The organism is Microcoleus asticus IPMA8 (genome assembly GCF_013179805.1).
Classification (GTDB): Bacteria; Cyanobacteriota; Cyanobacteriia; order Cyanobacteriales; family Microcoleaceae; genus Microcoleus; species Microcoleus asticus.
This window is the reverse complement of the sequence record NZ_SRRZ01000012.1, coordinates 1-19,471: the sequence shown is the minus strand read 5'-3', so window position 1 is coordinate 19,471 and position 19,471 is coordinate 1. Positions and strand designations below refer to the sequence as shown.

At 45.8% G+C, this 19,471-nt stretch carries 15 protein-coding genes and 1 pseudogene; 7 read left to right on the top strand and 9 right to left on the bottom strand.

All coding sequences use genetic code 11. The features are described 5' to 3' along the window. Positions 1-250 precede the first annotated feature (250 nt). The 4 genes from E5S67_RS04785 to E5S67_RS04770 all read right to left on the bottom strand — a co-directional run bounded on the left by E5S67_RS04785 (position 251) and on the right by E5S67_RS04770 (position 3,525). A complete protein-coding gene (locus tag E5S67_RS04785; protein ID WP_172185925.1) occupies positions 251-1,090 on the bottom strand; it encodes a glycosyltransferase family protein in 840 nt (279 codons plus the stop codon). A gap of 29 nt (positions 1,091-1,119) precedes the next feature. Further along, complete coding sequence (locus E5S67_RS04780; RefSeq protein ID WP_172185924.1) at positions 1,120-2,046, bottom strand: alpha-1,2-fucosyltransferase; 927 nt, start codon at positions 2,044-2,046, stop codon at positions 1,120-1,122. A gap of 79 nt (positions 2,047-2,125) precedes the next feature. Next, positions 2,126-3,127, bottom strand: coding sequence for a UDP-glucose 4-epimerase GalE (gene galE / locus E5S67_RS04775; RefSeq protein WP_172185923.1), 1,002 nt, complete (start codon positions 3,125-3,127; stop codon positions 2,126-2,128). Positions 3,128-3,321: 194 nt separating this feature from the next. Beyond that, positions 3,322-3,525 carry a hypothetical protein gene (locus tag E5S67_RS04770; RefSeq protein ID WP_172185922.1) on the bottom strand — a complete coding sequence of 68 codons (204 nt, stop codon included), beginning with the start codon at positions 3,523-3,525 and terminating at the stop codon, positions 3,322-3,324. A gap of 230 nt (positions 3,526-3,755) precedes the next feature. Here E5S67_RS04770 and gloB point away from each other — a divergent pair, with 230 nt between their 5' ends. Beyond that, positions 3,756-4,529 (top strand): hydroxyacylglutathione hydrolase, encoded by a 774-nt coding sequence (gloB, locus tag E5S67_RS04765; RefSeq protein ID WP_172185921.1) that lies wholly within the window; start codon positions 3,756-3,758, stop codon positions 4,527-4,529. Between the two features lie 145 nt (positions 4,530-4,674). Here gloB and E5S67_RS04760 read toward each other — a convergent pair whose 3' ends face one another. Then, complete coding sequence (locus E5S67_RS04760; protein ID WP_172185920.1) at positions 4,675-5,514, bottom strand: glycosyltransferase family 8 protein; 840 nt, start codon at positions 5,512-5,514, stop codon at positions 4,675-4,677. Between the two features lie 643 nt (positions 5,515-6,157). Between E5S67_RS04760 and E5S67_RS04755 the strand changes: the two genes are divergently transcribed. The 3 genes from E5S67_RS04755 to E5S67_RS04745 all read left to right on the top strand — a co-directional run bounded on the left by E5S67_RS04755 (position 6,158) and on the right by E5S67_RS04745 (position 15,013). Next, positions 6,158-11,263 (top strand): PAS domain-containing protein, encoded by a 5,106-nt coding sequence (locus tag E5S67_RS04755; RefSeq protein ID WP_172185919.1) that lies wholly within the window; start codon positions 6,158-6,160, stop codon positions 11,261-11,263. A gap of 184 nt (positions 11,264-11,447) precedes the next feature. Then, the gene (rplI, locus tag E5S67_RS04750) at positions 11,448-11,906 is read left to right on the top strand and encodes a 50S ribosomal protein L9 (protein WP_172185918.1); all 459 of its coding nucleotides are present in this window, start codon (positions 11,448-11,450) and stop codon (positions 11,904-11,906) included. 494 nt (positions 11,907-12,400) lie between these two features. Beyond that, a complete protein-coding gene (locus E5S67_RS04745) occupies positions 12,401-15,013 on the top strand; it encodes a replicative DNA helicase (protein ID WP_172185917.1) in 2,613 nt (870 codons plus the stop codon). 241 nt (positions 15,014-15,254) lie between these two features. Here the strand turns inward: E5S67_RS04745 and E5S67_RS04740 are convergent, their stop codons facing one another. Both E5S67_RS04740 and E5S67_RS04735 read right to left on the bottom strand, forming a co-directional pair. Continuing rightward, positions 15,255-15,842: an FKBP-type peptidyl-prolyl cis-trans isomerase gene (locus E5S67_RS04740; RefSeq protein ID WP_172185916.1), complete on the bottom strand. Its 588-nt coding sequence runs from the start codon at positions 15,840-15,842 to the stop codon at positions 15,255-15,257. A 256-nt stretch (positions 15,843-16,098) separates the two neighbouring features. Next, complete coding sequence (locus tag E5S67_RS04735) at positions 16,099-16,425, bottom strand: phasin family protein (RefSeq protein WP_172185915.1); 327 nt, start codon at positions 16,423-16,425, stop codon at positions 16,099-16,101. 213 nt (positions 16,426-16,638) lie between these two features. Between E5S67_RS04735 and E5S67_RS04730 the strand changes: the two genes are divergently transcribed. Together E5S67_RS04730 and E5S67_RS04725 are read left to right on the top strand one after the other, a co-directional pair. Beyond that, on the top strand, positions 16,639-16,995 hold the full coding sequence (locus tag E5S67_RS04730) for a zinc ribbon domain-containing protein (protein ID WP_172185914.1): 357 nt from the start codon (positions 16,639-16,641) through the stop codon (positions 16,993-16,995). Between the two features lie 76 nt (positions 16,996-17,071). Then, entirely contained in the window at positions 17,072-18,037 is a 966-nt protein-coding gene (locus tag E5S67_RS04725; RefSeq protein ID WP_172185913.1) for an N-acetylglucosamine kinase, read from the top strand. Here the strand turns inward: E5S67_RS04725 and E5S67_RS33955 are convergent. Further along, positions 18,017-18,151 carry a hypothetical protein gene (locus E5S67_RS33955; protein ID WP_281363520.1) on the bottom strand — a complete coding sequence of 45 codons (135 nt, stop codon included), beginning with the start codon at positions 18,149-18,151 and terminating at the stop codon, positions 18,017-18,019. The genes E5S67_RS04725 and E5S67_RS33955 overlap by 21 nt on opposite strands. 144 nt (positions 18,152-18,295) lie before the next feature. On the opposite strand from E5S67_RS33955, the gene E5S67_RS04720 reads away from it, so the two are divergent. Then, entirely contained in the window at positions 18,296-18,952 is a 657-nt protein-coding gene (locus E5S67_RS04720; RefSeq protein WP_172185912.1) for a hypothetical protein, read from the top strand. 145 nt (positions 18,953-19,097) lie between these two features. Here the strand turns inward: E5S67_RS04720 and E5S67_RS04715 are convergent. Next, a pseudogene (locus E5S67_RS04715) lies at positions 19,098-19,471 on the bottom strand (hypothetical protein); the annotation flags it as partial.

Here is a 19,471-nt window from a genome sequence, read left to right as displayed (position 1 = left end):
TCCTGCTTAACCGAACTTTTGTCAAGGCAATCGGGACTTCCGCGCCCCAGACCAAAGAAACCTGGTTTTTAACCAGGGAAAAGGGCAGCAACGAAATATTTTGGTAAAAAAAACCCAGTGACGCATCTAGGACTTTTATTCAAGCCAGCAATACTTATTTTAGGTAAATATTCGGATATGTTGAGGCTAATTTTTTTGAATTGTTGGCTGAATTTTGTTGCTTTTGATGCAGTTTGCCAACAAACTTTAATTATTTTAAACGCCAGGGATTGTTAAGTTGATTTGGTAAAAATATTTTAGCAATGCGATCGACTATTCTAGTAAAGAGCGATCGCGTCACGTTCTTCGCGTACTGAGGGCGGTAAGGATAAGTGCAGTGCATTACTTTAATCGGTTTCTCGATCGCATAAACATCTTTCCACTTATCCAAGTAGTTGTAAACAGGGGACAAAGTTGTCATTTTCGGTTTCACAGATTCAACAGCCGCCGCAAAAGCACCCTGGTCTTTTAAGAGTAGCACATTTTGATGCGCAACTACCCTCTCGAAATATTTCTTAAAATTTGTGAACAATTCCTGAGTTTTACTGCTTTTCGTAAAAGCGATAAATCCGCCATTGTATTGAATGCTATTTTCATTTAGCGGCAACCCGACAGACTGCAAAGTTGACAGAATATCCTGCTTGACTCTTAATAAATTTGCAGCTTTAGCAATCGCAGGCTGCACATCTTCCGTCACCAACAAATCCACCCCGTCAAGAAAATCAAAAACCTCATCTATTGGCGACAGCAAACAAATATCACAATCCATATAAATAGTTTTCTCAAACAGAGATTCCCCGTACAAAGCCAGCTTAGCTAGCCGCGACGCTAAAACAGGATTTTCATGAGATGGTGCAGGTTTCAATATGACATTTCCAAACACCTGAAGTAAAGGGTATAAAATTTGAGGAACTCTATCTATTAAAACAATAATGGGTTCGCGGTGAAACTTCCTGACAGACGCCAGAAAATGAACGCAATCCTGGAAAGAGTAAAGACCAGTTAAAATAGTGATAAATCCCTTAACTGCTAATTTATTATGTGAATTCATTAATTTACTTATTGAGTTACTTATTTCCCTCAGTGTGTCCACTCCCAAAAGCTCTCACTCCACTCATCTCGATCGTGAAAAACTCCTTGCCATTCATAAAAATGTACAAAATCTTTTAGGTTAATTGTTTTATTGACATTGCGGATCATATAAAGAGGTTTATCTCCATAAAAAGAAGCCCACATAGTATAACTGCTAGGCGGCCCGACAACATAGTCGCACTCAGCCAAAGCATACATATCTTCAATTAAATGACCGCTGCCAAATCCACAGTTAAAATTATCAAATAAACTCTGATTTTGCGGAATATTAGAACAAATCAAAAACTTATTTTTTTTTTCTTCAAATAGCCTTACCACAGAATTCATGACTTCTAAATATTGCTCAGTTGTGTAAAAGTACCTTCCGTTTTGATGCTGAGCATAATCCCCTTGGCGGATGTGAATTCCGACGAGCATATCAGAGTTATTTTTTAAATTCAATATCAAACGATCTACATTGATTCTATATCGCTCTAATGGTTCAAAGTAGGCTCTAATCGGGTCGGCGTACTTGTGTAACTTGGGGACATCTTCTACAAACCAGCCATCTCGAAATAGCCAGCCTTGAAAAGCAACAATTGAACGGTGCTTAATTTCTTCTATTTGCTGATATTTGAGCCAACTAAAAGGTTCTTTTCTGGTTATTTTTTGCGTTTTTAATATTATTGTTTTGTTGCTTAAATACTTAATAAAATTATAATATTTACTTCTGACAAACTTGTTACCTGCTGCGGTAAAAAGTGGAGGAGGATAACAACACAAAAAATCCCCAGCGGTTCCCACAAAGAATTCTGCATATTCGTCAAAAGCAGGATTGAGAACAGTCAAATTATGCTCGATAGCCCAAGCAATGAAATTAGCAAAAAGCAGCAGTCGGTTGCCGAGTTGTCCCGATTTAGCAGATATTATTAGCATACTCACTGTTTTTTGTTAATATCAGGTGCTTAGGGCGCACGCTACACAATGGTAAGGTGCGCCCTAAGCACCCTACAGACTAAGAATTGTGGCGTTTTTGGTGCCACTGCCAAGCATGGGAGATAATGTTCTTAATGTCGGGATATTCTGGAGACCAACCCAAGGTTTTGATGGCTTTCTCGCTGCTGCCAACCAAAGCAGGCGGATCTCCCGGACGCCGATCGCATTCAACAGCCTTAATCTCTTTTCCCGTCACTTGGCGAGCCGTTTCTATCACCTCTTTCACCGAAAACCCGCCGCCGTTGCCCAAATTAAAGAAATCAGATTTGCCACCATTTAGCAAATATTCTAATCCTAAAATGTGAGCAGATGCCAAATCGTTAACGTGAATGTAATCGCGAATGCAAGTACCGTCAGGAGTATCGTAATCCGTGCCAAAAATCGCGATCGAATCTCGTTTTCCCAAAGCAGCGAACAACACCAGCGGTATAAGGTGAGTTTCTGGATTGTGATCCTCTCCTAACAACCCGTTCGGATCGGCCCCAGCCGCGTTAAAATAGCGGAAACACACAGACTTAAAATCGTAGGCAGCGTCAAAATCCGACAAAATCCTTTCTACCATTAACTTAGTAGCGCCGTAGGGATTGATCGGGTTTTGTGGGTGGTCTTCTGTGAGCGGAATTTTCTGCGGTACGCCGTAAGTCGCGCAAGTAGAAGAAAACACAAATTTCTTCACGTTAGCAGCGAGCATTGCTTCCAAAAGAGTAATAGTACCGATGACATTGTTGCGGTAATATTTAGCTGGATCGGTAACAGATTCGCCAACGTAGGCGTATGCAGAAAAGTGCATTACCGCAGCAATATTGTGCGTAGCGAACAGGTTGTCCAGAAGAGTGCGATCGCTCGTATCGCCAACTACCAACTCCACCTGCAAAGCCCGATCTACTATATCTCGGTGACCGTAAACTAAATTATCCAAAATCACCACACCGTAACCGGCGTTTTTCAGTGCTAATACCGCGTGAGAGCCAATATATCCGGCTCCACCCGTCACCAAAATAGTTTGTTTTTCTGCACTCATTTTATTCTGCCTGTTTTTGTAGCTGGGATTGCCAAGAGCCTTGTTAATTTGAGACTTCTACAACTGACGCTTTCAAACTCCACGCGAGCCGGAGAAATCAAGCGAGATATATAGACTTTCCTGTGCGACACGATCGCACTCCGACAAAACGCTTTTTACACTCCAGAGGGATGCTGACTGCGCCACTTTTCAGTTCAATCGATAAACTTGAGGCGACCAATTTGGAGATAATCAAATATCCGATTAATTTGGTGTCGATCCTCTTCTGAAATTTTATCATCTGACAGGATAGCAGAAGTCAAAACTAAATGTTCCCGGCGAGTAATCTTGCCAGACGCTACAATCCGATCGACCTTTTGAGAAATTGTTAAGTTCGATTTGTTGTGAGATGTTCGCATTTATTCGATCGCTTATATGTCACAATAGTTAAACGGGATTGCAGTTTTTGACCCAAAACCAAAAATCGTGCGTACCAGACTGTAACTCAATTTGCTCAACAGCAGAAATAAGCTATCCGAGTTTTAGTTCCAAAGATAGATGTGCGGACTTGATAAGTCTGCATTTAGGCTTCGGATACCGTTCAGACTAATTTAATTATATAATATTTTTCCTAGAGAGGTAGTTTTCTATGCAGGTTTATAGGCTTCCGGTACTGTCCGACAATTACATTTTCTTGCTGCACGACCCCGATCGCCGCACAGCAGCCGTCGTCGATCCAGCCCAAGCAGAGCCGGTCTTGCAGCAACTGCGATCGCTCGGAGCCGAATTAACCGCAATTTTCAACACGCACCACCACAGCGACCACGTAGGCGGCAACCAGCAACTGATCGATCGCTTTCCCCAAGTTAAAGTTTACGGCGGCGCAGAAGACCGAGGCAGAATTCCCGGACAGCAAGTGTTTTTACAAGCGGGCGATCGCGTTGAATTTGCTGGCAGAAGCGCCGAAATCTTCTTCGTACCCGGTCACACAAAAGCTCACATCGCCTACTATTTTCCCCCCAGTAACCCAGGGGAAACCGGCGAATTGTTCTGCGGCGACACTTTATTTGCTGGAGGCTGCGGCAGACTATTTGAAGGCACTCCAACTCAAATGCTAGCCTCCCTCGGGCAACTGCGAAACTTGCCGGACAGTACGAGAGTCTGGTGCGCCCACGAATACACGCTGAACAACCTACAATTTGCCTTGAGCGTGGATGGCGACAATCTAGATTTACAGCACCGCTTGGGCGAAGTCAAAGAAGCGCGCAGTCGATCGCAACCTACAATACCATCATCGATCGGCATCGAAAAAAGCACAAACCCATTTTTGCGCTGGGATTGTCCCAACCTCCAATCAGCCACAAACAGCCGCGATCCAGTGCAAACCTTCGCTCGATTGCGCGGCATGAAAGATCGATTTTGAGCGCAAGCATCCAGGATACAAGCCCCCGGATTCATCCGTCCAGAAATAAAAAACCTGTATCCGATGAAACTTGCCCCCCCGAATTTATCCGGGGGTCAACTCTTCAATCTAAAATCTAAAATCTAAAATCTAAAATCGATTGACCTTAACGTTTTTGTTTTTTCAGGTAACTCTTAAACTTGAGTATCGGTTCGCTCAACCACCGATCTAATCTTCTATATTTTACCTGAAAGCTCGACAGCCCCTTAAACTTATTTGGAATTTTTTCCAGTTCGTCCTTAAACGGTGTCTTAGACAACATATCCAGCCATAATTGATTGGGGGCGGAGCTTTCCCACGGTTTCGGTCTTGACATAAAGTGCATCACTTTACTTGACTTATCATCAGTATCGTGGTTGTTCCATATTTGCCCTAATTGCTTCCACCTTCCCACTAAAACAGAATTTAATGCACCTTGATCGCGATCGCCCCAAACGTGAACCCTAGCGTTTTGGAGCAACTTTTCGGACAGTTTTTCTTCCTCCCAAAGCTTCATGTTGTAAACTAAAACGCCACTATTGAAATAAGGGTTTCGATCTTGATAATTGTTGCAATTTCCCCAGACGTTAGCTGCAGCTGCTACCGGCATAGTTTGAAAATCTAGGTTCCACAGCGGCTCTAAACTCCCCAAAACGATCGTGTCGCTGTCGAGCCAAATCAGCCTTTCTGTTTCTTTCGTATATTTTCGCGGCTCCAATTTAACGTAAGGAAGTTTAGAACCTGACACCGAAAGCAGTTGGTCGTAATTAGATTGCAATTCTTGCCATTCAATCTGGTATTTGCAGCAATACTGTAACTGTTTCTTTTGCTGTGGATCTATCCTGGTAGATACAATGCTAATTTTTACCGCCTGCTTCCCAGATTCGCTAACATTGAGATCTACAGACTTGAGAAGTGCTGCTAACCCCAGAATATAGGTGCGATCGGCGGCTGTGAATATGTGCATAGGATTAAGTTTGTGAAATGAATGGCAGTAAAAGGCGCGCGGTCAAACGCGATACAAACGCTGGGACTGGAGCAAGCAGGCGGCCCTGTATTGGAGTAAATGCGATCGCTAGTTTACCGTTGAGACGAACATAATCTTGCCTCAATTTACGAGCGGGTTTACACGAAGAAACGGGGTTTCTAAGTAGGTAGGCGGAAATAAAGTTTACAATATAACAGAATGTAAGAAGGGCGTAACAAGAGCGATTGCTTCGTTTCACTCGCTCCGAGAGAGACCTTATGTATTTTCAAGCTTCATCCACTTATTTACCTGTGCGCAAGTTTCATCTGTTCGCGCCCCAAAACGAGCAACAGCCGTCGGTAATATGCAGCAACGCCGAAAACTGATGAGACTTACTGACCTGGCATTTGAAACAGCCAGAAATTTGCCCGTCGCCTGTGCTGAATCTCGCAACTGGTTAAGACGTGGGACTCTACGATAAAATAAATTGTCTAGATCTAGATATTCCCGCAGGACGATCGACATCCCTCTGAGGTGTGAATTGTCACCCTGATGCAATCAAAAGTTCCTCTGAATTATTTCCCTATTCATTGATGAGCGCGATTGGCTTGGCCAAAAGTAAAATGAGCGTTGTTAGAAACCGATGCAAAATCCAGGCAACACTGAACCTCAACCGAAAATCGACCCCTCTGTTTCAACGGATTCTCACAAAGTGTTCTACCCAGCCGCGCCTTTTCCCACAGATGTAGGGATGGTTCTGCAATTGGCAGATGGTAGCATTCAGGGGTGCAATTCTCACGCCCAGGAGCTGTTGGGGATGACAGCCGAACAGATGCAGGGCAGCACTTCAATCAATAGTCTGTGGCAGACAGTGCGTGAAGATGGCTCGGATTTTCCCGGCGAGAAGCATCCGGCGATGGTGGCGCTGCAAACCGGGCGATCGTGCTCAAATATCATCATGGGCTTTTATCGGTCACAGGGAGAATTGATTTGGTTGACGCTCAATTCTCAACCTTTATTTCAGGGAGATCGATCGACTCCCTATGCGGTAGTAACAACCTTCACCGAGATCGCTCAACCTCAGCCACAAGCAGTCTGTCACGCGACCGCCCAACAACTGTCAGACACCCTCGAAAGTATTTCGGATGGATTCTTTGCTTTGGATCGAGACTGGCGATTTACCTACCTCAATTTGCAAGCGGCGCGGTGGCTGAATCGACTCCCGGAAGAGTTGATTGGCAACAGCATTTGGGAAGAGTTTCCCGAATCTGTGGGCAGTTTGTTTGAAAAGAAATATCGCCACGCCGCGACCTTCCAAGTTACGGTTAGTTTTGAATCTTTTTATCCGCCGCTCAATGCTTGGTATGCGGTACGAGCCTATCCGATCGCATCGGGACTTGCCGTTTATTTTCAAGATGTGACCGAGGAGAAAGCGGCTCGGGCTATTTTTATTCAACAAGCGCAAACTGTGCAGCAACAACTAGCAGAAATCGAGGCGATTTATGCTAGTGCGCCGATCGGACTTTGCTTTATCGATACCGACTTGCGGTTTGTCCGCCTCAACGATCGCCTAGCAGAAATTAACCGAGTTCCAGCCGCCGCCCACATCGGCAAAACATGGCGCGAAATCTTGCCCGAAATGGCAGATGATTTAGAGCCGCTTTACAGACAAGCTATTGAAACTAAAGTTCCCCTCCAACAGCTCGAAGTTCGCAGGACGAACTCAGCACAGCCAGAACTAGAACAGGATTGGCTGTTGAGTCTCTATCCGCTGAGGGCCGAGGACGATCGCGTCCTGGGAGTGAATGTGACGGTGCATGAAATTACCGAACGCAAAGCTACCAAAAAAGAAATTCAACGGCTCAACCAAGAACTAGAGCGGCGAGTTAATGAACTGCAATCGATACTTGATGCTGTACCCGTCGGTATTACGATCGCCGACGACCCACAGTGTAAAGTAATTCGCGCTAACCGGTTTGCCGAGTCGATGTTGAAAGTACCGCCCGATACCAATGTTTCTGGAACCGGAGAGCAAGCCGCAGTCCTTCCGTTTAGACAACTCCGCAACGGACAGGAAATTCCGGGAGAACAACTCCCCATGCAACTGGCCGCGGCTTCCGGCGTCGCAGTGCGAGATGTGGAAATTCAAATGGCGCGCGAGGACGGCGCGGCCTTTGATTGGTTGGTGAATGCGGTGCCGTTATTTGACGAACAAGGTGCAGTTCGCGGCTGTGTGGGGGCGTTTGTGGATATCAGCGAGCGCAAACGAGCTCTTGCTGCTTTGCGCCGTTCCGAGGAACGCTATCGCACTTTGTTCGAGTCCCTAGACGAAGGCTTTTGCGTCATAGAAATGCTGTTTGACGAAAACGACAAGCCGATCGATTACCGCTTTTTGGAAGTCAATCCTGCCTTTGTGAAACAAACCGGACTCGAACAAGCTGTGGGCAAAACGGCGCGACAGATGCTTCCTGAACTCGAAGATTATTGGTTTGAGATTTACGGCAAAGTCGCGCTGACGGGGGAGTCCTTGCGCTTTGAGCACGGCTCGGAAGTCATGAACCGCTGGTTTGAGGTTTCGGCGTTCCGCACTCCTGAGCCGCAGAGCCGAAAAGTCGCCTTACTTTTCAAAGAAATCAGCGATCGCAAACAGTCGGAAAATCTGCTGCGGCAACAGTCCGAGCAACTGCGGCTGTTCGTCAAACATTCGCCTGCGGGGGTGGCGATGTTTGACCGGCAGATGCGGTATATGCTGGTGAGCGACCGCTGGCTGGCAAGTTACGGGCTCGGCACTCAAAACATTGTAGGCCGATCGCACTACGACATCTTTCCCAATTTGCCCGATCGTTTGAAACAAATCCACCAGCGCTGTCTGGCGGGAGCAGTCGAAACCTGCCAAGAAGAGCAGTTTCCCCGCCCTGATGGCTTAATCGACTGGGTGCGCTGGGAAATTCACCCTTGGCGAACCAACACCAATGAGATTGGCGGCATCATGATTTTTTGCGAAATCATCACCGAGCGCAAAAACGCTGAACTCGCGCTGCAAGCGGCCTCCCAGCAAGTCAGCAATATTCTAGAAAGTATTACCGATGCTTTTATGGCGCTCGATTCGCAATGGCGCTATACCTACGTTAATGCCACTGCTGAAAAATTGCTTTCTCGATCGAGAAACGACTTGTTAGGTCGATCGATCTGGGAGCTATTCCCCGCCGAGAAAGAATCCAATTCAATGGCATATCAAGAATTGCATCGAGTTGTTTCCGAACAAGTTTCTGTCAAATTTGAAGAGTTTTCCCCGTCGCTCCAGAGATATATAGAAGTGAGCGTCTATCCTGCGGCCGAAGGACTTACGGCTTATTGGAGCGATATTAGCGATCGCAAACGCACTGAAGAAGAACTGCGGCAAAAAAATGCGATTTTGAATCTAATTAATGAGTCAGCGCCCACGCCAATTTTTGTCAAAGATCGAGAAGGACGGATTATTTATGCAAATCCAGCCACCTTGAAGGTGCTGGGTAAACCTGCTGCTGAAGTAATTGGCCGGCGCGATCGCGATTTATACCCAATAGCAGAACTTGGAGCCACAGTCACGGAAAACGATCGGCGCATTATGGAATCCGGACAAACAGAAGTCGTCGAAGAATCTCCCGATGGCATTCGGACATTTGTGGCAATGAAAGCTCCCTACCGCAATCAGGCGGGAGAAGTCATCGGCCTGATTGGCATCTCCAGCGATATCACAAATCGCAAACGAGCAGAAGTCGCCATGCAAGAACAAACTAAGTTACTGCAAGTAATTATTGACAGCATTGGTGACGGTTTGATTTTGGCCAATCAACAAGGGGAGTTTGTGCTGTTTAACCGAGCCGCCGTGCGGATATTCGGTCAGCTATCGAATGAAAAATCTTGTGAGGAATGGTCGAGTACCTACGGACTTTTTACGACAGACAAAAACACTCTCTTCCCCGACGCTGAACTACCTCTAGCCAGAGCAATCAAAGGTGAATATGTCAATGATGTAGAGGTATTTGTCCGCCGCGAAGATTCCGAAGATCGCTGGATCAGTATCAGCGGTTATCCAGTAGTTGATGCTAGCAGTGAAATCAAAGGCGGAGTGATTGTCTGTCGGGATATCACAGAACGCAAACAAGCTGAAGCAGCGATGCAAGAAAGCGAAGAACGATTCCGCAATATGGCTAACAACACTCCTTTTATGGTATGGGTAACAAACTCCACAGGCTATTGCACTTTCTTGAGCAAAAGCTGGTATGACTTCACAGGTCAAACTGAGGAAATAGGTTTGGGATTGGGTTGGGTAAACGCGCTGCATCCAGAAGACAGAGAATACGCCAAGAAAGCATTTTTGACCGCCAACGAACGCCAAGAACCTTTCCGCGTGGAATATCGCATCAGGCGCAAGGATGGCGGATATTCTTGGGCGATCGATGCGGCTGCTCCCAGATTTTCCGAAAGCGGACAATTTGAGGGTTATATCGGCTCTGTCATCGACATTACAGAGCGCAAACAAGTGGAAACCGAGCGCGATATGGTTCTGCAATTAGAACAAACTGCTCGCGCGGAAGCCGAGCGAGCTAACCGCATTAAAGACGAGTTTCTGGCGGTGCTTTCTCACGAGTTGCGATCGCCCCTGAATCCGATTTTAGGCTGGTCGCAACTGCTCCTCGGCGGCAAGCTGAACGCGCCTAAAACTGCCCAAGCCTTTGAGACGATCGAGCGCAACGCCAGACTGCAATCTCAATTAATCGAAGACTTGCTTGACGTGTCTCGGATTCTGCAAGGGAAACTCACATTGAATGTTGCTCCGGTGAATCTGGCAACGATTATTCCGTCTGCGGTGGAAACCGTACAATTAGCAGCCGAAGCCAAAAAAATTCAAATCCAAACAATCTTAAATCGCGATATCGGGCAAGTTCTCGGCGATACAAGTCGCTTGCAGCAAATTGTGTGGAATTTGTTATCAAACGCGGTGAAATTCACTCCCGAAGGCGGTCAAGTTGAAGTTCGATTAGCGCAAATCGAAAGCAAAGCTCAAATTCAAGTCACGGACACGGGTAAAGGTATTATTGCCGATTTCTTGCCTTATGTTTTCGACCATTTCCGACAAGAAGACAGCGCTACAACTCGCAAATTTGGCGGCTTGGGATTGGGATTGGCGATCGTCCGCCAACTCGTCGAACTTCACGGCGGAACGGTGTTTGCAGAAAGCAGCGGAGAAGGCCAAGGAGCGACGTTTACGGTGAGATTACCGCTATTAAATGATGATTCTAGAAGGCAGGAGGAGGAAGAACGTCATTGGGCTGCTAGTCCCGATATCTCATCCTTGCCGCTAGCTGGATTGAGGATTTTGGTGGTAGATGATGAGCCTGACTCGCGAGATTTTGTCGCTTTCGTGCTTGAGGAAGCGGGTGCAGAGGTGATTTCCCTGTCATCTGGTGCTGAGGCGCTACAGTCGATCGCACAAACTGCACCGGATTTGCTCGTCAGCGACATCGGAATGCCCCAGATGGACGGATATATGTTGATCGATCGCATCCGCACTCAACTTGCACCTGAGTATCGGCAGTTGTTGGCGATCGCCTTAACTGCCTATGCTGGAGAAGCGAACGAGCGCCAAGTTTTGCAAGCCGGATTTGACAAACACTTAGCCAAGCCGATCGATCCGACTGAGCTAGTTGCTACTGTAACGCGAGCGATCGTCAAGAGCGATCGCTCTCGACGCTTTGGTAGATAAGCTTCAAGACCAGCACCTCCCCGTTTGGCGAATTTCCAACTGAATTTGCCACTTAAAAGATATTATGCCTGTCTTCCTTCTTCCTTCTTCCTTCTTCCTTCTTCCTTCTTCCCTCTCCCTTGCGATCGCCCCTCAAACTTCGCTATTATAAAAAGTTGCAGTTAAAACCCCACAAGCAACGATCATGGCCAAGCGCGTCCAATTAGTTTTAAATAAAGATGTCAGCAAACTCGGCAAAGCTGGCGACGTAGTAGAAGTAGCCCCAGGCTACGCCCGCAACTACCTAGTACCCCAAGGAATGGGATTTAGAGCCACTCCGGGCATTCTCAAGCAAGCAGAGCGCCGCCGTGAAGAAGAAAGACTGCGCCAGCTAGAGCTCAAGCAGCAAGCTGAAGTCCGCAAAACCGCCCTCGAATCGGCCGGGCCTTTCATTATCTCCAAGCAAGTCGGCGAAGGAGACGCGATTTTTGGTACTGTCACCAACCAAGAAGTAGCAGAACTGATTTTCAACTCTACCAGTCAAGAAGTCGATCGGCGCGGCATCACCCTACCCGAAATTCGCCAAACTGGTACATACAAAGCTGAAATCAGACTACACGCAGAAGTTACCGCCGAAGTTGATATTCAAGTTGTTCCGATGTAATTAAGAGTTATCAGTCATCAGTCATCAGTCATTAGTTGTTAGTCATTAGTAATTAGCTAACAACTAAGCACTGCTAAGTAATGACCCAGTAACGCTAACTTGCAGATTGAGAACGGGAGCATCTCTGCAGAGAGTAAGAAGCATTTTTTCAGGAGTGCGAGATCGAGAGAGCGTGAGTCTGGTATAAACGCGAGATCGCGACAGATCGCACTCCTACAAAAGCTTACACTAATAATAACTAATGACCCCGCCGGAAAAACGGACACAAGCCCCGACGATCCTGATGGTCGAAGCTAAAATTTTAGGCTCTTGTTCAAGCTCCCAGATTCATCTTTAAAGTAAATATAAAATATAAAATATAAAATCTAAAACCTAAAACCTAAAATCTAAAATCTAAAATCTAAAACCTAAAATCTAAAATCTAAAACCTAAAATCTAAAACCTAAAATCTAAAATCTAAAATCTAAAATCGACTGACTGAGGACTATTGACTAATGAGCGATTTGATGCCGACAAATATAGAGGCAGAAGAAGCAATTTTGGGCGGGATTTTAATTGACCCCGAAGCTATTTCCCGAATAGCCGAACTTCTGCGGCCGGAGTTTTTTGCGATCGCCGCTCATCAAGTCATTTATCGATCGGCATTAGGGTTATTTTTACAGGGTCAACCTACGGATCTAATGACGGTAACGACTTCTCTAACCGACCGCAACCAGTTAGAGCAAGTAGGAGGACTAACTAAATTAGCACAATTAGTCGATCGCACAGTTTCCGCAGTCAACATCGACCAATATGCCGTTTTAATTGAAGACAAATATCAGCGCCGCAAATTAATCGAAGCTGGCAACAACATAGTACAATTAGGTTACGAGACAGCAACACCGCTAGAAACAGTCTTAGACCGCGCCGAACAAGAAATTTTCAGCATAACTCAAGAACGCCCGCAACAGGATTTAGTGTCGATCGGCGAAACGCTAAACCAAACATTTCAAGACCTAGAAAATCGCAATGAAGGCCTCACACTTCCCGGTATTCCCTGCGGTTTCTATGACTTAGATGCTATGACAGGAGGCTTTCAGCGATCGGATTTAATCATCGTTGCAGCCAGGCCGGCGATGGGCAAAACCGCTTTCTGTACCAACATCGCCCACCACATCGCCGCTGGACAGCAGAAATTGCCGGTTGCCGTTTTCAGCTTAGAAATGTCGAAAGAACAGCTAGTGCAGCGTATCCTGTCCAGCGAAGCCAAAATAGAAAGTAACCGATTGCGATCGGGTAGAATCAGTCAAAACGAATGGGAACCCATCAGTACAGCCATTGGCAACTTATCAGAACTGCCACTGTTTATTGACGATACTCCCAGTATTACCGTCACAGAAATACGATCGAAAGCCCGCCGCCTCCAAGCAGAACAAGGCGGAGCCCTAGGATTAATCTTGCTAGATTACCTGCAATTAATGGAAGGAAGCAGCGACAACCGCGTGCAAGAATTATCTCGAATTACCAGAAGCCTTAAAGGTTTAGCCCGCGAACTCAACGTGCCGATTATTGCCTTATCTCAGTTGAGTCGGGGTGTGGAAGCGAGGACAAACAAGCGGCCGATGATGTCTGATTTGAGAGAAAGTGGCTGCTTAACAGGTGATAGTTTGGTAATGCTAGCAGATAGTGGTGTGCGCGTACCAATTCGTGAATTAGTAGGAAAATCTGGCTTCACAGTTTGGGCGCTCAATGAAGCCACCATGCAGTTAGAAAAAGCCGTTGTTAGCAATGCCTTTGCTACAGGTGTGAAGCCTTTACTACGACTGCAAACTCGTTTGGGACGAGCAATTAGAGCCACTGGCAATCATAAGTTCTTAACCATTCACGGCTGGCGGCGATTGGACGAGTTAAAAATAGGCGATCGCATTGCCCTACCTAGATACGTATCAAGTTCCTTCATCCAATCGATGGACAATGCCGAAATAGCCTTGCTAGGACACATGATTGGAGACGGATGTACTCTACCTCGACACGTTATTCAATACACTACTAGAGAGGAAGATTTAGCCAATACAGTTGCAAATCTTGCAATAGAAGTCTTTGGAGAGCGAATCATACCTCGTATTTGTAAAGAACGTGATTGGTATCAAGTTTATCTTCCTGCCGCCTATCATCTCACACATAATGTGAGGAATCCTGTAACTGAATGGCTAGATGCTTTAGGTGTTTTTGGTCTGCGTTCTCACCAGAAGTTTGTCCCTAATCAAATATTTGAGCAGCCTAAAGAAGCAATAGCTTTATTTTTACGCCATCTTTGGTGTACTGATGGTTGCATAAAAACAGGTAGGGGTAAATGTCATTACCCTAGTATTTACTATGCTTCCAGTAGTGAAAAATTGGCAAGAGATGTTCAGTCGCTTTTACTCAGACTTGGTATCAATGCCCGCTTATTTTTAAGCCCCCAGCCAGGGAAAGGGCGAGATCAACATCAAGTTTGGGTTACTGGAAGACCTGATTTAGATAAGTTTATTCATTTGATTGGTGCAGTAGGTAACTACAAACAGCAAGCTCTGACAGAAATTGCAGAATACCTTGAAATTCGTTGTAGCAATACTAATAGAGATGTCATACCGCGTGAGGTGTGGAAAATGTATGCTGTTCCTGCTATGCAGCAATTTGGTTTAACTACACGCCAGATGCAAGCACAGCTTGGCAACTTATATTGTGGTACAACCCTTTACAAACACAACCTTGGTCGAGAACGAGCATTCAGATTAGCTACAATTGTTAAATCTGATGAACTTGCCCTCTTATCTAAAAGCGATATTTACTGGGATGAAATCGCCTCAATAGAAGTTGATGGCGAAGCTGAGGTTTACGATTTAACAGTGCCTGCACTGCATAATTTTGTCGCTAATGACATCATAGTTCACAACTCGATCGAGCAAGACGCAGATTTAGTAATTATGCTGTACCGCGATGAATATTACAATCCTGATTCGCCCGATCGCGGAATTGCAGAAGTAATTATTACCAAACACAGAAACGGCCCCACAGGAATCATCAAACTATTATTTGACGCCCAATTTACCTGCTTCCGCAATCTGGCATCTCCGAAGCGATCGTAAATCAACTACGGCTGATATTATGTCCGTGGAATTGGCAGTTATAAAGTTTGGTCGATTAAGTGGGGGCGGGTTTATAGATATTTTCGTATCGATGTGAATGAAAGATTGTTGGTGAAACCTGCCACTACAAATATTGTAGTTATTTACCAGACGCGATCTTACACAGAAACCCGGTTTCTTAAAAAAAACCGGGTTTCTAAACAACGTAAAAGAAGTTTTACGTTGAATTAGATTGAGCTACCTAGCCAGCGATTTTCAACAATTCCACATCAAAAATCAGCGTAGCATTAGGAGGAATCACCCCGCCCGCACCGCGAGCGCCGTAACCGAGTTCAGGAGGAATAATCAACTTGCGGCGGTCTCCAACTTTCATCGTACCGACACCTTCATCCCAACCCTTAATTACTTGACCCACGCCAATTTTGAACTGAAAAGGAGAATTGCGATCGCGCGAACTGTCAAACTTCGTGCCATCCTCCAAAGTTCCAGTGTAGTGCACGACAACCGTCTGCCCGGTTTTTGGAGTCGCCCCATTACCCTCTTTCAATTCAACATATTTCAGACCTGAATCTGTGGTGACAGTTTTCTCACTATTATCAGTCATATTATTGCCAGCGATAGTAGCTGGTACCTCCGGTAAAGTAGCATCAGCTACTAGCAAGCTATCTTCTTCCAAAGACGGCGCTGACAACTTCTCAATAGCAGTCTCGGGTAAAAGATTGTTCAATTCGGCGGCAACTGCTTGAGATCCTGAACCGCCCATTTGAGCGACTATCAAAAACACAAAGCAAACCAGCATTACCCCCAAACTCACTAGAACTCCTCGCAAAATTAATCCTCCTGATAATTTTAACCGCGATATCTCAGATCTCTAAGACATCTAGTACAACAATAACTAGCAAATTTTATCTGAACTTTTCCACCAAAAGATGGCCGGTTCCAGATAATTTTAAAGGCAAAAGTATGAAGTCAGAATGTTTGTAATTATACATAAGTGGCTTCTACATAAGTGCCTTTTTGAGCCTTCTGCCTTCGGGTGACAATCTTATCACAAGATAGCAGCAAACCGGCAGACCCGATCGAACTCAGCGCCAGTTACGGTTTTCTAAATCCCGCATCTGACGTTCGAGACGATCGAGCCTTCCCCGCAACTCATCCATTTCGGATTGTCGGGGGACTCCCATATCCTGCAGCATATTCCGTAGTTGCCGCTGCAACTGCGCATCCCAATTGCCCTGTTCAGACTTGAGATGCTCAGTCATGTCATCGACAAAGGTTTTGGCTTGGTCGGAATTGATTTTGCCATCTTTGACCCATTGCTCGCTGACTTCCTGCAATTTCTCGGCCACCAGGGAGGTAGTACCAATGCCGAGCATTACCAGTTGTTTGAGTAAGTTGCTATTGTTATCCATATATTTTTCCTACTGTTTGCCCCTTCATACTCGATCGGCTCAGGTCGCCTGCTGTCGCTGCGAAACTATCTGTACACTTAAAGTTACATCAGCGCACACCTACCTTTCTATTTTGGAGCATCCAGCCGCCTGATGGCGAGTTGAGCGTGTCGAGCAGCGTTCGGTAAACCCCCTAATGAGCTATCGACAAAATTACCCAATCACATCCTATCTATGCCTGATTGCCCCCGCTGTCACCAACCTGTAGACGCCCGAGCGATCGCCTGCGCGCACTGCAAAACCCCTCTCAAGGCTTTCGGTCATCCGGGTATCCCCCTTTATCGATCGCAAGCCGAAGAATTTCTGTGCACTACCTGTATTTATCACGAAGATGACACTTGCAACTACCCGCAACGTCCTTTTGCCAAAGAATGCACGCTTTATCACGATCGAGCTGAGCCGCTTGTGCCGCAGACGAGCCGTTACATCAGCGGCGGCTGGCCGCAATCAATCAAAAATTGGTGTCAGCGCCATCTCGTTTGGTTAGCTTTATTAGGTTTAATTCTTATTAGCATTGCTCTGTCGATTTAATCGAATTATAGAAAGCGTAGAATAGAGATATCTGCGTTGAGCGGGGTTGCTCAGCGGTTCATTCTCTAAATTATCCATGAGTTATGTATTGGGCATCGACGGCGGCGGCACAAAAACTATCTGCATCTTAATGGACGAAAACAGCCTTGTTTTGGGACGCGGCGAAGCAGGGCAGTCAAATTATCAAACGCTGGGAATTGAGAGAGCCAAACAATCGATTCAATTGGCGATCGAACGAGCAGTTCTGTCCGCTAAAATCGAGGCGAATAGCAATTTCAACATAGAAGCTATTTGTCTGGGACTAGCAGGCGTGGGGCGTCAAAAAGATATTGAAATAGTGCAATTTCTAGTGCAGAACTTGCAGTTGACGAATACTTTACCAGTAACCCGATCGTTCTTGCCTAGGAATATAGTAATTTGCAGCGACTGCGTGATCGCACTTGTTGGCGGCACGGGCTATCCAGTGGGTATCACCGTTATTTCAGGAACCGGTTCGATTGTTTTCGGGCAAAACAGTCAAGGGAAAACGAAACGAGTCGGCGGTTGGGGATATCTTTTAGGCGATGAAGGCAGCGGATATGACATCGCCGTTCAAGGTTTGCAAGCGGCTTTGAAGTTCTATGACGGACGCGGAGACTTTACAGCACTTGCAGAAAATTTTCAAAACCATTTAGGCCTAAATCACCTAGAAGAATTGGTAGAAGTCGTTTACCGGCGCGGTTGGGGAGTGAAAGAAATTGCAGCTTTAGCGCCGATTGTCGATCGAGTCGCAGCAGAGGGCGATCGCGTCGCTGACGGCATTATCAATAGTGCCGTGGCAGAATTAACCTTTTCAACAAAAATAGCCATTTCAGCGCTATTTAACCCCAGAGAAGAATTTGAAATTGTGCTCGTAGGAGGTGTGTGGGGTGGCGAGGCCAATTGCCGAGGTCGGTTTGAAGCGGCAATAACTGCGATCGCCCCGACAGCTAAGGTAATTTTGCCCCGATACGAACCAGCTTTCGGTGCTGGATTGTTAGCCTTAAACGCTCTCAACAATTAATTGTTGACTGTTGACTGTTGACTGTTGACTGTTGACTGTTGACTGTTGACTATCTTCCTTATCTTCCCGATCGCCCCTGTCTTGCGGGTTTTCTCGATTTTTCCAAATTTTCAAATTCTGGATTATCTACCTTATCTTCCCAACTTGTAGAATTCCAGCCTGCCATAATTAAAACATCAGATGAAGGCGAAACCAGAAACAAATTTAGCAGTAATGCGTTCCTAAGTAAACCAAAACCGAAGCAAGGAGACAATTTATATGATTACTTCTCAAAAATTGCGTTCAGCAACAGCAGCAATCCTCGCACTGGGCATTACAGTTGCAACCAGCGCGCCGCTGGTAGTAGCTACTCCCGCAGAAGCTCAACAACGAATTTCCCAATTTGATAGCATCCGAATTCCCTCGGGCAGTGTAATTCCAGTTAGCTATGAAAAAGACAAAATTATTGTCACGCGCGAAGAAACTGCACCTTTAACTTTAACAGTAGCGCGAGACATCCGCACAGGTCAAGGCAGAGTATTAATCCCCGCCGGCAGCCAGATAGTCGGGGTATTGCAACCTGTCAGAAGGGGCAATCAAATTGGTACTCAATTTGTTGCCAGAGAGTTAATTATCAGCCGCCGCCAACGCTATCGGATTGACGGAAATTCAGGAGTTATTACCAGAACCGAAAGAGTCCAAAAAGGTGCTGGCACAGGTTCATTAGCCCAAGGTGCAGCATTGGGTGCAGCCGCAGCAGCAGCACTAGCAGGCATTACCGGCGACAAAGCGATCGCCACTGAAGAAGTATTGGGAGGTGCTGGGATCGGCGCTTTAGCTGGAGTCTTGTTGGGGCGGCGCAGCGTTGACGTGATCGTGATTCGCCCGGAACAAGATTTGGCAGTGAGATTGCGATCGGACATCGTGCTCCGCTAATATTGATATCTTCCGATCAATTATTTGCAGCAAAACTTTGTCGATCGCTAACTTGTGGTCTCCCGATAATTGGCTAGGCATACTGTTAAGGTTGTGCCTAGCCATGTTTGTTGGCTATCGGGTGCATCTCACTTTGGCACATACATCAAATTGAAAGTTGACCGTTGAGATAAGCACAGCGAAGAGCAAGCATAGAGGAAACGTTCTCAATATTCCATTGCGCTCCCGATATTTTCACCCTTAATCCAATGCGTTTTATTGTTGATTCAACAGTTCCCGAACCAATCGAACTTATGGATTCTTCTTTGTAGTATTGGTAATTTATTATTCGGCAGCGATGGGTTTCTAAATAATTTACAAACCTTTTAAATGCTTGAGCTTTAAAGTCTTTAAATAAATTTATAACTTCATCAACTTTGCCTTGCCATCTGGGGGGGTGACAAATATAGCTAGGAACCTTGCCGGAGCAAGGTTGCAGCTCTGAGACCACGTTGATAAAAGTGACGCTTATTACGAGTT